The organism is Herbidospora sp. NBRC 101105 (genome assembly GCF_030269205.1).
GTDB classification, from domain to species: Bacteria; Actinomycetota; Actinomycetes; order Streptosporangiales; family Streptosporangiaceae; genus Herbidospora; species Herbidospora solisilvae.
The window spans coordinates 1,571,826-1,585,254 of record NZ_BSSX01000001.1; the positions used below are offsets into that span (position 1 = coordinate 1,571,826).

Consider the following 13,429-nt stretch of genomic DNA (forward strand, 5'->3'; position numbering starts at 1 on the left):
GCGAGCGACGCCACTGCCGCTGGTGGCTCGAAACCGGGTTGAACTGCCGCTGCGGGTCGGGGTCGCCGTGGTTGCGGCGACGGACGGCGAGTACGCCGAGGTGGTGGCCGCGCTTGCACGGTGCCGTGCGGCGGGGCTGCACCAGTGCCGACCGAAACCGACTGGGTGGACACCGCCTGCGGCGAGGCCCGCCCTGCTCGGCGCGGGCCTCGCAGGGGCTGGTCGCCTCGATCGTCCTGCGGAGGAGCTTGAACGCTTCGACGAATCTCTTCGGGTGCGTTTCGCCGGCTGATAATGGATCATGAAACCCGGCCTGTTCCGCCGCTGTCCGGCAGGAGAGGAGGGCCGGATCATGCACCGTTCGGCCGCCTACTACTGAGAGTTACGGTCTGTTGGGTAGTGCCCCGATCTTGTAGCCTGTCGCCACTCTCGGGCCTCGTCGGGGCAGGTGCAGATGACGGACAAGCGCAAGGTTCAGACCGCCGTGCTCGGATCGCCCAAATCTCACGAGCCGATCCTGATGCCGTTCGGGCGCATCGACGCAGAGCTGCTGCGCAAGCGCTACAGCGCTCGAAGGTTCTTCTGCGGTGAGTGGCTGGGAGGCTGTGGGAAGGAGCTGTACACCCGCATCGGACCCCAGAAGGTGCCGCACTTCGCGCACCATCCCGAGGGCACCAGCCGTCCCATCACCTGTCGCCGTTCCAGCAACGATGTCGGCAGCGCCGACCACCTCTACATCAGGCAGGCGCTGACCCGTTGGTTGACGAAGCAGGACCACCAGATCAGGGAGTTCAGCTGGGAAGGCACCATTCCGCGCCAGGGTGGCACCTGCACCGGCATGACGATCGAGACGACAAAGGGATTGTTGATCGCCATCGCGCTCCGGCCCGACCTGCGTTGGGACTCTGATCGACCCTGGCCCCAGCGAGATGCCGCGCTCCGGCGCTCTCATAAGAAGGTCGATTGGCTGTTCTCTCCAACCGTGCCGATGGTCAAGCACATGACCCGGAGGCGGGGGTACGCCCTTGTGGTCGATTGTGAGAGCGATGGGCTCCGCCGTACGGTCCGGATCGGGACGAAGATCGGCGGCAAGATCCCGCTCTGGGCGAACCTTGAGGATTGCAAGCTCGACGAGCAGGGCCGCATCTGGACCCCTCACGTGGCCGATCATCGCCGTCTAAGCGTCCGGCTGCCCGGGGCACCCGCCGAGGTGGAGCATGCGAAGGTGATGGAGCCACCACCTGAATCTAGGGCGGTGGAAGCAGGCGTTGGGTCGATCATAGGTTTCCCGCTGAGCATCAGCCTGCTGGCCGTGGTGCCCCGTTCGGCAAATGGCTGCGTCATAGAGGCGGAGATCAAGAGCGAAGTCGTGACGCTCCCGACACAGCAAGTCCGCATCGTGTTGCCGGAGCAGACAGCCGACGTGGTGATCGGCCGTGATCATCGAGTGATAGGTCCGGCGCTCATTTCAGCTGAGGGCACCCAGACAGGGGTGACGTGGAGGATACACGCGCAAGGCTTACAGGCCTTCCCCCAAGGGGAACTCGAACCCCTGGCAGAACCTACCCCGACCAGAACGGACGAGGTATCGCCCGAAGCATCGGCGTGGGGAAGGCTGGAGAGCATTCTTGATGGACTTACCGAAGCGCGTCAGGCTCGTGACCTCAAAGCCTCGACACGGCTCAATGGGGAAGCTGAGGCCCTCATCGCGACGCTGAGCGCTACGGAGCAGAAACGGGCTCGCAAGCGTCTCAACCGTCGGCGAAGGGCAGACAACAGAGCTGAAGCCCCACCGGCTGCGTCGTCGGAATCGGTCCGGGAACTTGGCCGGATCCTCGATCTCGCCTTCGATAAGGCCAAGGCAGGAGACGTGCCCGAGGCGAGGCGCTTGCACGGTCAGGCGCTGGCACTCTTTCGATCCGTACCCATTGCTCACGTCGGCGCATTCCAGGAGCTGTTGAACAGTCTTCAGCGGGCCCTGACCAGCCAGCCATCGGTGCCTCAGACCAGGCGCTCAGCTACGACGAAACCATCCCGGCTCCCGCACAGGGCGGTCAGGCAAAAGATCTCCGCGTACATCGATTTGATCGGCCACGCGATCGATCAAGGTAAACCAAGCTACGCGAAGGAGCTGTGTAAGGGCCTGGAGCAACTATTGGCAGGATCGCCGGAGAGCCTGTATCTCGCCGACTCCAAGCAACTTGCCGAGTACAAGACGCGGATCTCCGCGCTTCACGATCGAATCGTGAGTGGGCGGTCCGACTGACGACGCGGCTGGTCGCACTCGTCAGACCATCGACTGACCTACGGCCCGTGAGAACGGAGACCGGCCCCTGTGTGGGCCCGGCCTCCGATTCATTCAAGTGACGGCCGCTAGTCGGCGGCGGGCTCGACCTTGGTCGCAGGGTCGCCGTCGACCGCCTGCGCCAGCTGCGGTACCAGCCGGTCGAGCACGTACGGCAGCGACAGCACCGTCACGAACGAGAACGCCACGCCGTAGTTGGTGCTCTCGCCGACGAAGACCTCGCGGCCCTCGGCGACGACCTTCATGTCCTTGTAGACGGCGTCCTTGTGCAGCGTCTCGACGTCCTTCTTGGTGTCGGGGACCGTCCAGATGATGAGGTCCTGGTCGAGGAGGTCGCTGCGCTCCTTGGAGATGCTGGCGCCGAACTTGTCGCCGATCACCGCGTCGAGGTCCTCCGGCAGGCTGAAGCCGAGCGACACGAGGTTGCGGGAGCGGGTGTCCTGGCTGCCGTACACGAAGAAGCCCTCGTAGGGCGTGGCCACGACGGCCTTCTTGCCGGCGAACTCGGGGTGCTCGGCGGCCATCGTCTTGAACTTGGTCTCGACCTCGTCGACCAGCGCCTTGGCCTCGGTCTCCTTGCCGAGGGCCTTGCCGGTGATGAGCGTCTGCTCCTGCCACGGGATGCCGTAGTCGTTGTACGCCGCGGGCTGCGCCACGACCGGGGCGAACTTCGACAGGGTCTCGTACTGCTCCTTGGTCAGGCCCGCGTACAGGGCCAGGATCAGGTCGGGCTTGAGGGCGGCGATCTTCTCGACCTGCGGGCCGGTGCCCGGGTCCTCCAGCAGGGTCGGGACGGGGGCGCCGTTCAGCTTCGGCGTGGCCCACGGGCCGATCGCGCCGGGGAAGCCGCCGAACCAGTTGGTGGTGCCCACGGGGACGACGCCGAGCGCGATGGCGGCGTCCTGGTCGGTCAGGCCGACGGTGAAGATCCGCTGCGGGGCGGCCGGGACGGTCGTGGAGCCGAACTTGTGCTCGATCGTCACCGGGAAGGCGGCGGCGGGGGCGGTCGTGCCGGCCGGAGGGGCGGCCGGGGCCGACGCGGCGGGGGTTGCCGTCTCCGACGACGACCCGCAGGCGGCGACGGTGCCGAGCAGGAGGGAGGAGGCGAGCACCGCGGCGAACCGGATGCCTCTCGTAATGCCGAGCATCGAATTTCCTTATTCGAGGGGGTTTTCACTGGTGGTGCGGACACCCGACCACGCCTCCCAGAGGGAGGCGTAGCGGCCGCCGGAGGAGCGCAGCTCGTCGTGCGGGCCGCTCTCCACGATTCGGCCGCCGTCCATGACGACGACCCGGTCGGTCGCCGCCGCCTGGGTGAGGCGGTGGGCGACGATGAGGGCGGTGCGGCCCTCGACGGTGGTCTCGATGGCCTTCTCCAGCACCCGCGCCCCGGCGCTGCCCGCCTCGGCGGTCGCCTCGTCGAGCACGGCCACGGGCGGGTCGGCCAGGATCAGCCGGGCCAGCGCGAGCTGCTGGATCTGGGTCGCGGTGAGGCGGTGGCCGCCCTCGCCGACGACCGTGGCCAGGCCCTCGGGCAGCGTCTCGGCCCAGGTGAGCGCGTCGACCCTGGTCAGCGCCTCGCGCAGGTCGGCGTCGGTGGCGTCGGGCCGGGCCAGGCGCAGGTCGTCGGCCAGCGGGCCGGCGAAGACGTGCACGTCCTGGGTGACCATGCCGACCTCGCCGGGGACGGCGATCGTGCCCGTCGACGGCCGGTGGATGCCGGCGATCAGTCTCGCCAGGGTGGTCTTCCCCGCGCCGCTCGCGCCGACCAGGGCGACCCGTTCGCCCGCGCGGATCGTCAGGTCGACGTCGTGCAGCACGGGCCGGCCCTCGTCGTAGGCGTGGCCGAGCCCGGAGACCTCGATCTGCGGGGCCTTCGGCCGGTCGAGGGCGGGCGGTTCGGGCTGGTCGATGACGCCGACCAGGCGGGCCAGCGCCGCGCCCGCCGACTGGGCGTCGTCGATCAGCACCAGCGCGGTGTTCACCGGGGCGAACAGGGAGTGGAAGTAGAGGGCGGCGGCGGTGGCCGTGCCGATGGACGCGGCCCCCGAACGCACCATGAGGAACCCGGCGACCAGCACGGCGGCCAGGCCCGCGTACTCGGCGACGTGGAGGCGGCTGTAGAAGCGCAGCACCAGGTTGACGCCCTGGAGGGTCAGCGAGACGGCGGTGTTCGAGCGTTCGGCGACCTTGGCCGTGTGGTCGGCCTCCAGCCGGAACGCCCGCACGGTCGTCGCGCCGCCGATGGTGTCGAGGAGCTGCTGCTGCTGGGCGCCGCCGGCCACCCGCTGGCGGGCGTAGAGGGGGCCGGCGTTGCGGACGTACCAGCGCGCGGTGTGCCACTGGACCGGCACCGCGATCAGCGCGGCCAGCAGGAACCGCCAGTCGAGGATCGCCAGCGCGCCCAGCGTGAGCACGATCGCCAAGCCGGAGCGGGCCATCTCGGGCAGCGCGACCCGCACGGCCTCGGCGATCAGGGAGACGTCGCCGGTCACCCGGGCGGTCAGGTCGCCCGACCCGGCCCGTTCGACCTGTTCGAGCGGCAGCCGCATCGCCCGGTCGACGAACCGTTCGCGCAGCCGGGCCAGCACCGTCTCGCCGAGCCGCGACACCAGGGCGAGCCCGACAGTCATCGCGCCGCCCTGGGTGAGCGCGACCGCGACGAGCGCCAGCACCGGCGTCGTGATCGCGGCGGCGGGCTCCCCGGCGGCGACCAGGTCGACGACGGCGCCGAGCAGCGGCTGGGTGAGCAGGCCGATGGAGGTGGCCACCACCATCACGGCGAACCCGCCGAGGGCGAGCGCGCGATAGGGCCGGACCAGGTCGAGGAGCACCGCGCGGGTGCGGGCCGCCGTGGCGACGGGGAGCAGTTCGCGGTTCACGCGAGCACCGCCGTCCGGTAGGCGGCGTTGCGGGTCACGAGGTCGGCGTGCGGGGCGGCGTCGGTGATCCGGCCGCCGTCGAGCAGCACCACCCGGTCGGCCACCGCGAGCAGCGCGGGGGAGGTGGTGACGAGGATCGTGGTCCGGTCGCGCCGGACGTCGCGCAACCGGGAGGCGATGCGCGCCTCGGTCACCGCGTCGACCGCCGTGGTCGGGTCGTGGACGACCAGGACGGCGCGATCGGCCGCCAGCGCCCTGGCCAGGGCGACCCGCTGCCGCTGGCCGCCCGAGAGCGACTGGCCGCGTTCGGCGACGTGGCCGTCGATGCCGCCGGGCAGTTCGCCGGCCACCTCGTCGGCGCCGGCCGCCGCCATCGCCTCGGGGTGGGCGCCGCCGACGTTCTCGCGCAGCGTGCCCTCGAACAGGTCGGCGTCGTGGTCGGCGACCAGTAACACCTCGCGCAGCGCGGCCGGGTCGAGGTCGGCCAGCGCCACCCCGTCGAGCTCGACGGTCCCGGACGACGGGTCGGCGGTCCGGCCCAGGCAGCGCAGCAGGCTGACCGCGTCGGCCGGGTCGACGGCCGCCACTCCGAGCACCTCGCCCGGGGCCACCTCCAGGTCGACGCCCTTGAGGGTGTCGTGGGAGACGCCGCGGAGGCGGAGCGAACCGCGTACCGGAACGGGCATCGGCGACGTGCCGGCGGCGATGGCGTGGGGGGCGGCGAGCACCTCCGCGATCCGGGCCGCCGAGGCCCGGCCCATGGCGAACTGGGCGTTCACCCAGGCGAAGACCTCCAGCGGGCCGATCAGGAACAGCGCGAGGCCGACGGCCGAGACGAGCTCGCCGAGCGTGATCTCACCCGAGGCGGCCAGCCGGCCGCCGACCAGCGCCACGACGGCGATGAAGACGCCGGTGAGCGCGACGACCAGGCCCGTCTGCAGGGCCTCGGCGCGGGCCGCGCGCAGCGTCGCGGCGAGGGAGTCGCCGCTGGTCACCCGGTAGCGGGCGACCGCGGCCGTCTCGGCGCCGATGCCCTTCAGCACCCGCAGCCCCTTGACCAGGTCGGCCGCGACGCCGGACGCGTGCGCGGCGCGGTCCTGCTGGTCTTCGCTGGCCTTCTCGAGCGGCTTGCTCAGCAGGTGGCCCAGGAACAGCAGCAGGGGGGTGCCGGCCAGCACGACCAGGCCGAGCGGCACGGAGATGCGCAGCAGCACGACCGCCGCGACCACGATGCCCATCAGCGCCGAGAAGGCCAGCATCACCGACATGTTGACCGCGCCGACCCGCTTGGCGTCCTCGGTCGCGGTGTTGGTCAGCGCGCCCGGGAGCCGGCCCTCCTCGGCGCCGCCCCGGGCGTCGAGCACCCGTTCGACCAGTTCCATGCGCAGCGCGTGCCCGGCCCGCTCGGCGGCGCGCTCCCCGGCGCGGGCGCCGAAACGATAGGAGAACGACAGGGCGACGTAGACGACCGCCAGGACGACGAGCCACCGGGCCAGCGCGGGCAGGTCGCCCGCCGCAACGCCCTGGTCGATCACGACGCCGATCAGCACCGGGACCATGACCTCACCGGCCTGGTGGGCGGCCCCCAGCACGGCACCGGTGACGACGTCACGGCGCTGCCCCGAGATCGCCCGCCACAGGACAGCCCTCACCCGTCACCCTCCGCCTCGCCCGAGTAAAACTTAGGTAAGGCTACACTAACCAGATGGCGCGGGCCAGTTCAGCGCTTCGAGATCACCGATGCGAATACCTGCTGGACGAGCGCCCCGGCCGTCGGGCACGCCATCGCGACCGTCGGCGGCGAGGTGAGATCGGCACGGGTGGCGCCGTGGCAGCGACGCCACCCGTGTCCTTCGCGCGGTGCTCCAGAAGAGGGAGCCACACCGACGCGGTGGACGCCCGCACGCCGGGACCGGGACCGTCGAGGCCGATGTCGCCGCGCGCGAGCGCCTCCATTCCGGTCTTCGAGCCGGCCTCGCCGGCGGCCTTCGCGTGTGAAGTGGCGGCGCGGATCTCGGCGCGTCACACGCGCGCCTCCGCCGTCGCGGGCGCCGCGACCACGCCGGCGGCGGTGATCCCCAGCGCGACCAGGACGTAGAGCGAGACGGCCAGGGTGCTGCCGAACCGGTCGAGCAGCGCCAGCGCGATGATCGGCGCCAGCGCCCCGCCCAGCACGCCCGCGAGCTGGTAGCCCATCGACGCCCCGCTGTAGCGCAGGCGGGTGCTGAACAACTCGGCGATGAACGCGGCCTGCGGGCCGTACATGGCCGCGTGGCAGGCCAGCGCCACGACCGTCGCGAACACGATCAGGGCGAACGACCGGGTGTCGAGCAGCGGGAAGAACACGAACGCCCACACCGCCGCGCCCGCCGCCCCGGCCAGGTAGACGGACTTGCGGCCGACCCGGTCGGACAACGCGCCGAACAGCGGGATCAGGAAGAGCTGGCACGCCGACGCGATCAGCACCGCGTTCAGGCCCGTCTGCCGGTCGAGGTTCAGCGTGCCGGTGACGTACGTGAGGATGTAGAGGGTGAAGGTGTAGAACGCGACGTCGACGCCGATGCGGGCGGCGATGGCCGACAGCAGGGCGCGCGGATGCGTGGTGATCACGTCGATCAGCGGCATGCGGGCCTTGGCGGGCATCTCGGCGTACAGGGGGGATTCGGAGACCCGAACCCGGATCCAGAGCCCCACCCCCACGAGCACGCCCGACAGCAGGAACGGGACCCGCCACCCCCAGTCGAGGAAGGTCTGCTCGGGCAGGACCGCCGACAGCACCCCGAGCGCGCCGGCCGCCAGCAGGTTCCCGGCCGGCACCCCGACCTGCGGCCAGCTCGCGTTGAAGCCCTTCCGGGCGGGGTCGCCGTGCTCCATCGTCATCACCACCGCGCCGCCCCACTCGCCGCCGAGGCCGAGCCCCTGGAGGAAACGCAGCGTCACGAGCAGGACCGGCGCGGCCACGCCGACGGCGGCGTAGGTGGGCAGCAGGCCGATGAGGAACGTCGCGATCCCCATCAGCAGGAGCGTCGTGACGAGCACACCCCGGCGGCCGACCCGGTCGCCGAAGTGGCCGAAGACGATGCCGCCGAGCGGGCGGGCGACGAAGCCGACCGCGTAGGTCGTGAGGGCGAGCAGGGTGCCGGTGAGCGGCTCGAACGTCGGGAAGAAGACCTTGCCGAAGACCAGGGTGGCGGCGGTGCCGTAGAGGAAGAAGTCGTACCACTCCAGGGACGTGCCGATCAGGCTCGCGACGATCACCCGGCGGGACTGGGAGGTTGCCATGACGCTCCTTCGTGGGGAGGTGGGCCATTTTCAACATAAGAATTGTTGAACAATTCGACAAGAGGTTTGTTCGCATGTTTTGCTGGTTACCGTGCGTGAACAGAGGACCGGGGCCCATCTCCTGCGCGCCAGCACCGCCGAACTCGTGGCGGGTGTGCTGCGCGACCGCATCGCCCAGGCGGTCTACGCACCCGGCGAACGCCTCTCCGAAGAGGCCATCGGCGCCGAACTGGAGATCTCCCGCAACACCCTGCGCGAGGCCTTCCGCCTGCTCGGCCACGAGCGACTGCTCGTCCACAAGCTCAACCGGGGCGTGTTCGTCCGGGTGCTGTCGGCCTCCGACGTGAAAGACCTCTACCTGGTCCGGCGCGTCATCGAGTGCGCGGCGGTGCGCAACTCGGCCGGGGGAGACCTGGCCGCCTGCCGCGAGGCGGTCGACGAGGGCGAACGCGCCGCCGCCGACGACCGCTGGCGCGACGTCGGCACCGCGAACCTGCGTTTCCACCAGGCCCTCGTCGCCCTCCACGGAAGCTCCCGCCTCGACGAGCTGATGGGCCAGCTGCTCGCCGAACTGCGGCTGGTCTTCCACGTGATGGAGAACCCGGGCGCGTTCCACGCGCCGTTCGTCGCCCGCAACCGCCTGCTGACCGGGCTCCTGGAAGAGGGCCGGCTGGCCGAGGCGGAGCAGTACCTGTCGAGGTATCTGGACGACGCGGAGGCCTTACTGCAGGCGGCGTTCACGTCGGGGTCGCAACCAGGCTGACCCGGAGGGGGTTCGGCCTGCGACTGATCGGGGACGGTCCGTCTCAATCGACCTGGTCGCATGTCACGCTCGGGGAGAGCGCCGTGCGGCCGAGTCCTCGGCCTTCAGCCCAGGATCGCCATGCCCGCCGGTGGCAGGCTGACCCGCACCAGCGCCCGGCCCTCGTGGTGGACGACCGAGGGCGGCGCCGTCTCCCCGTAGAGGACCGACAGCACCGACCCCTCCGGGTGGAACGGGCGGTGGACGGTGACCAGGGCCGTCAGCGGGTGCAGCGTCGGATTGAGGGCGACCAGGACCTCGCGGTCGTGCAGGAGGCGCGACCACGCGGTCAGCTCGCCGGTCGCCGGGAGCCGGAACGGGCCGCCCGTCGAGATCTCCCGCAGGTACATGCGGCCGCGCCGTAGCGCCAGCCCCACGCCGTCGGCCCGGTTGCGGACCGCCGCCAGGGCCCGGATCCGCCGGTACGCCGGATGCTCCGGGTCGAAGAAGTGACACCCCTGGGTGCCGAACGCCCCGAACGTGCCGCCGAACATCGTCTCGCGGATGTAGCGGTCGTCGCCCCCGGCCGGAGACGCGCCGTCGAAGCCCTGCTCGGTGCCGTAGTAGACGCACGGGATGCCCAGCGTGGTGAGCTGCACGCCGACCGCGTGGGCCACCTGGGTGTCGGAGTGGGGCCCGCTGTTCCCCGCCGAGAAACGGCGGCGCTCACGGCCGACCATGTCGTGGTCGTCGAACATCGTCACGTGGTAGCGGCCGGTCTCGCGGTGGCCGCCGAGGACGTCGTGGCCCCGGTACTGCGCGAAGAACGCCTGCGGGTCGGCGAACCCCTTGACCAGCCCGGCGATCAGCGCCGCCGGCTGCCCGATGTCGAGCACGGCGTCGAGGTTGCGGCCGAACACGTCAAGGTAGTCGCGCGCCATCTCCGCCCCACCGGTCACCTCGCCGAGCAGCAGGAAGTTCTCCTTGCCGACCGACTCGGCGTACTCGCGGATCGCCCCGCAGAAGTTGCGCGACACCTCCCACGGCACGTGCTTCACCGTGTCGATCCGGAACCCGTCGCAGTCGGTGAACGCGATCCAGTGCCGGTAGACGTCGACCACCGCCGACAGGACCTCGTCGCGGCCGAGGGCCAGGTCTTTCAGCGTCTGGAAGTCGCCCCGGCGGAACTCGACGTCGGGGTGGAGCGGGTTCTCCCACGGTTCGGGGTCCCAGCGGCCGATGCCGCCGGCCCGGGTGTACCACTCGGGGTTCTGGAACGGCTCCGGCCAGACGCCGTCGCCCCGGCCCGCGATGTGTCGGACGCTGGCGCCGTCGGCCGAGCGCCAGCCGTGCATCGGGTAGGGCGGGGCGGGCCGGTAGGGGAGCTGGGAGACGGGGGAGCCGCCGTCGTCGTAGAACCAGTTGTCGCCGGTGTGGTTGTAGACGACGTCGAGGAGCACGTACATGCCCCGGTCGTGGGCCGCGGCGACGAGGGCGCGCAGGTCGTCGGGGCTGCCGAACCTGGGGTCGACGTCCAGGAAGTCCTGGATGCCGTAGCCGTGGTAGGTCTCCAGGTCGGGGCGCTGCTTCCAGACCGGGCCGAGCCACAGGGTGGTGACGCCGAGGTCGCGCAGGTAGCCGAGTTTGCCGGTGATCCCCTTGATCGTGCCGCCCTGGAAACGTGATCCCGAGTCGGCCCACACGATCGGGTCGGGGGCCCGGTGGGCGTCGGTGCGGTCGTACTTCGGGCGGGTCTCCTCGCGGCCGTCGCTGAACCGGTCGGGGAGCAGGAAGTACAGGAATTGGTCACGCCACGTAACCGGGCTCGGATGCATGGGTTCCTCCCCTACATGTCGGCCTGCCGGGCGTCGTAGGCCTCGCGGGCCCGGTCGATCGCGTCCACGTTTGTCATGGACCAGTCCAACAGACCGCAAACCGCCGAACGCAAAGTGTGACCCAGCGGTGTCAATTCGTAATCGACCCGCGGCGGGACGACCGGATGGACCGTCCGGGTGACCAGGCCGTCGCGTTCGAGGTTGCGCAGCGTGACGGTCAGCATGCGCTGGCTGAGGCCCGGAATCTCCCGCTTGATGACGGTGAAGCGCTTGGTCTCCGTGCCGATGACGTGGATGACGTTGAGCGTCCACTTGTCGGCGACCCGGTCGAGCATCTGCCGCGCCCGGCACAACCGCTCGTCACGTGGTTCCCCCGAGGTGCCTGAGGCAGCTGAAAGTGCCGTCTTCTCCATGACGTCATGGTTCCGCAAAATGTGGTCAGTTACCAGACGGAACCACCTATGAGATGGGACATCATGACCGATTCCACCTTCGCCCTGCCCGCCGACGAGACCACCCTCCAGCGCGCGGCCGGGGCCTTGAAGGCCAACGGCTTCGACGTCCACGTCGTCGACACCCTGGTGGAGGCCCGCGACCTCGTCCGCGGCCTGCTCCCCAGGGACCAGCCGATCTTCACCGCCACGAGCGAGACCCTCCGGGTCTCCGGCCTGGCCGCCGACATCGACGAGTCGGGCGGCTACGTGTCGGTGCGCGCCTCCGCGGGCCCGCTCGACGACGTGCGCGACCGGATCAGGCTGGGCGCCACCCCGGAGGTCGTCGTCGGCAGCGTGCACGCCGTGACCGAGGACGGCCGCCTGCTCACCGCGTCGGCCAGCGGCTCGCAACTCGCCCCGTACGGGTCGGGCGCCCGGACGGCGGTGTGGGTGGTCGGCTCCCAGAAGATCGTCCCGGACGTCGAGACGGGGCTGCGCCGGCTGCGCGAGCACAGCCTGGTGCTGGAGGGGCGGCGGCTGCGGGAACTCGTCGGGCAGGAGTCGTTCATCAGCCGGATCCTCATCATCGAGAACGAGTTCATGCCGGGCCGGAGCGTGGTCGTGCTGGTGCGCGAGACGGCGGGATTCTGAGGCTCAGACCGTCCACATCGACGGGCCGGACTTGGAGTAGTTCCGTTTTATCTGCAGCCATTTCCGGCGGAAGAAGACCAGGAACCAGGCCTCCATGACGACCGCCACCACCAGCACCCCGCCGATGAGCCACGGCACCTGGCCGGCGGGCAGGCCGGCGGTGACCCGCAATTGCATCACGCCGACGAATATCCCGGCCCAGCCCGCGCCGAGCAACAGCAGCAGCACCGACGAATAGGGATAGGACATGTGCAGGGAATTGCTCAGCAGCGTGCTTTCCCACGACAACACGTTCCTGCGCCCGACGGCGGTGTTGATGCGCACCTCGAGTTCGGCCAGCCATTTCCCGGCACGTTGCGAGCGGTTGTACTCGCCGAGCCAGATCATCAGCCCGACCTTGGCGATCTGGGGAACGCCGATCAGGCTGACCAGGGCGGTTCCGGTGCTCGGGGTGGGCTGGCCGATCAGGGCGGCCAGGATGATCGCCATGGCGCCGAACATGAAGTTGGCGATGGTCACCCGGTTGCTGATGGCGTTCAGGCTCTCCTGGCGGAGCCAGTTGTACTCGACCAGCATGGCCTGGAAGGCCTGCGTCTGATCGCCCAGTTCCTGGATCTCGACGGGCGGCGGCGAGGGCGCGCGGCGTAAGAATCGCACCCTAAATTCCCGCGCTCTCCCTGACGGCGTCGAGCAGGCCGATATCGCCGCCGAGGGCGTGGAAGCGCGTCCGGAAACCCGCGCTCGCGGCGCGGCCGATATTGTGCGCCCGGTCGTCGACGACGAGGGTGCGCGACGGGTCGAGCGTTCGGGCGGCGAGCTCGAAGAGGCCGGTTCCGGGGGTCTGTTTGGACACACCGAGAAGATAGGACAGGAACACGTGGTCCGGCCGGATTTCCGCGACTTCGCCGATGAGGCGCATTTGTTTGGGAAACCAGAACGACGTGTTGTCGCTGATGAATCCGACCGTGACGCCGTGGCCGGCGAGCAGCCCGACGGCCCTCCCCGCCGCCGGGTCGCTCCGCAGGGTCGAGTGTTCCGCCGCCGCGACGACCTCGGCCGGGATCTCGCGGCCGAGCGCCCGCCCGAAGTCGCGCCAGTAGTCGGCCTCGTCGCGCACCCGCAGGGAGTAGTCGGGCCACAACCGCTCGCCGATCGCGTCGACCCGTTCGTGGTCGAGCCCGAGCCGGTCGGCGAGACCGTCGCCGCCGGTCAGCCACAGGGCCTGCCAGGGGTCGACCGTCAGGACCCCCCCGACGTCGAACAAGACGGTGTCGATCAGCACGGTGTCGATCACGCCG

Annotated in this window: 11 protein-coding genes; 3 read left to right on the plus strand and 8 right to left on the minus strand. The window is 70.4% G+C overall.

The features are described 5' to 3' along the window. The first annotated feature begins 454 nt into the window (after positions 1-454). Entirely contained in the window at positions 455-2,266 is a 1,812-nt protein-coding gene (locus tag QSK34_RS06870) for a competence protein CoiA family protein (RefSeq protein ID WP_285581131.1), read from the plus strand. A 107-nt stretch (positions 2,267-2,373) separates the two neighbouring features. On the opposite strand, the gene QSK34_RS06875 is transcribed toward QSK34_RS06870, so the two are convergent. The 4 genes from QSK34_RS06875 to QSK34_RS06890 all read right to left on the minus strand — a co-directional run bounded on the left by QSK34_RS06875 (position 2,374) and on the right by QSK34_RS06890 (position 8,469). Then, complete coding sequence (locus tag QSK34_RS06875; protein WP_285581133.1) at positions 2,374-3,453, minus strand: iron-siderophore ABC transporter substrate-binding protein; 1,080 nt, start codon at positions 3,451-3,453, stop codon at positions 2,374-2,376. Between the two features lie 9 nt (positions 3,454-3,462). Next, a complete protein-coding gene (locus QSK34_RS06880; RefSeq protein WP_285581136.1) occupies positions 3,463-5,187 on the minus strand; it encodes an ABC transporter ATP-binding protein in 1,725 nt (574 codons plus the stop codon). After that, complete coding sequence (locus QSK34_RS06885) at positions 5,184-6,839, minus strand: ABC transporter ATP-binding protein (protein WP_285581138.1); 1,656 nt, start codon at positions 6,837-6,839, stop codon at positions 5,184-5,186. The genes QSK34_RS06880 and QSK34_RS06885 overlap by 4 nt, the downstream gene beginning before the upstream one ends. Before the next feature lie 370 nt (positions 6,840-7,209). Next, positions 7,210-8,469, minus strand: a complete 1,260-nt coding sequence (locus QSK34_RS06890; RefSeq protein ID WP_285581140.1) for an MFS transporter — start codon at positions 8,467-8,469, stop codon at positions 7,210-7,212. 91 nt (positions 8,470-8,560) lie between these two features. Here QSK34_RS06890 and QSK34_RS06895 point away from each other — a divergent pair, with 91 nt between their 5' ends. Then, positions 8,561-9,232: a GntR family transcriptional regulator gene (locus QSK34_RS06895; RefSeq protein WP_285581142.1), complete on the plus strand. Its 672-nt coding sequence runs from the start codon at positions 8,561-8,563 to the stop codon at positions 9,230-9,232. Between the two features lie 104 nt (positions 9,233-9,336). On the opposite strand, the gene QSK34_RS06900 is transcribed toward QSK34_RS06895, so the two are convergent. After that, positions 9,337-11,046: an alpha-amylase family glycosyl hydrolase gene (locus QSK34_RS06900; protein ID WP_285581144.1), complete on the minus strand. Its 1,710-nt coding sequence runs from the start codon at positions 11,044-11,046 to the stop codon at positions 9,337-9,339. 11 nt (positions 11,047-11,057) lie between these two features. Then, entirely contained in the window at positions 11,058-11,459 is a 402-nt protein-coding gene (locus QSK34_RS06905) for a winged helix-turn-helix transcriptional regulator (RefSeq protein WP_285581146.1), read from the minus strand. A 63-nt stretch (positions 11,460-11,522) separates the two neighbouring features. Between QSK34_RS06905 and QSK34_RS06910 the strand changes: the two genes are divergently transcribed. Next, on the plus strand, positions 11,523-12,131 hold the full coding sequence (locus tag QSK34_RS06910) for an LUD domain-containing protein (RefSeq protein WP_285581148.1): 609 nt from the start codon (positions 11,523-11,525) through the stop codon (positions 12,129-12,131). 3 nt (positions 12,132-12,134) lie between these two features. Here the strand turns inward: QSK34_RS06910 and QSK34_RS06915 are convergent, their stop codons facing one another. Both QSK34_RS06915 and QSK34_RS06920 read right to left on the minus strand, forming a co-directional pair. Beyond that, positions 12,135-12,788, minus strand: coding sequence for a hypothetical protein (locus QSK34_RS06915; RefSeq protein ID WP_285581150.1), 654 nt, complete (start codon positions 12,786-12,788; stop codon positions 12,135-12,137). 1 nt (position 12,789) lies between these two features. Continuing rightward, positions 12,790-13,425: an HAD family hydrolase gene (locus tag QSK34_RS06920; RefSeq protein ID WP_285581152.1), complete on the minus strand. Its 636-nt coding sequence runs from the start codon at positions 13,423-13,425 to the stop codon at positions 12,790-12,792. Positions 13,426-13,429 lie beyond the last annotated feature (4 nt).

Coding starts and splice junctions, on each gene's coding strand:
- QSK34_RS06870 (WP_285581131.1), top strand. CDS start 455: ATGACGGACAAGCGCAAGGTTCAGACCGCCGTGCTCGGATCGCCCAAA.
- QSK34_RS06875 (WP_285581133.1), bottom strand. CDS start 3,453: ATGCTCGGCATTACGAGAGGCATCCGGTTCGCCGCGGTGCTCGCCTCC.
- QSK34_RS06890 (WP_285581140.1), bottom strand. CDS start 8,469: ATGGCAACCTCCCAGTCCCGCCGGGTGATCGTCGCGAGCCTGATCGGC.
- QSK34_RS06900 (WP_285581144.1), bottom strand. CDS start 11,046: ATGCATCCGAGCCCGGTTACGTGGCGTGACCAATTCCTGTACTTCCTG.
- QSK34_RS06905 (WP_285581146.1), bottom strand. CDS start 11,459: ATGGAGAAGACGGCACTTTCAGCTGCCTCAGGCACCTCGGGGGAACCA.
- QSK34_RS06910 (WP_285581148.1), top strand. CDS start 11,523: ATGACCGATTCCACCTTCGCCCTGCCCGCCGACGAGACCACCCTCCAG.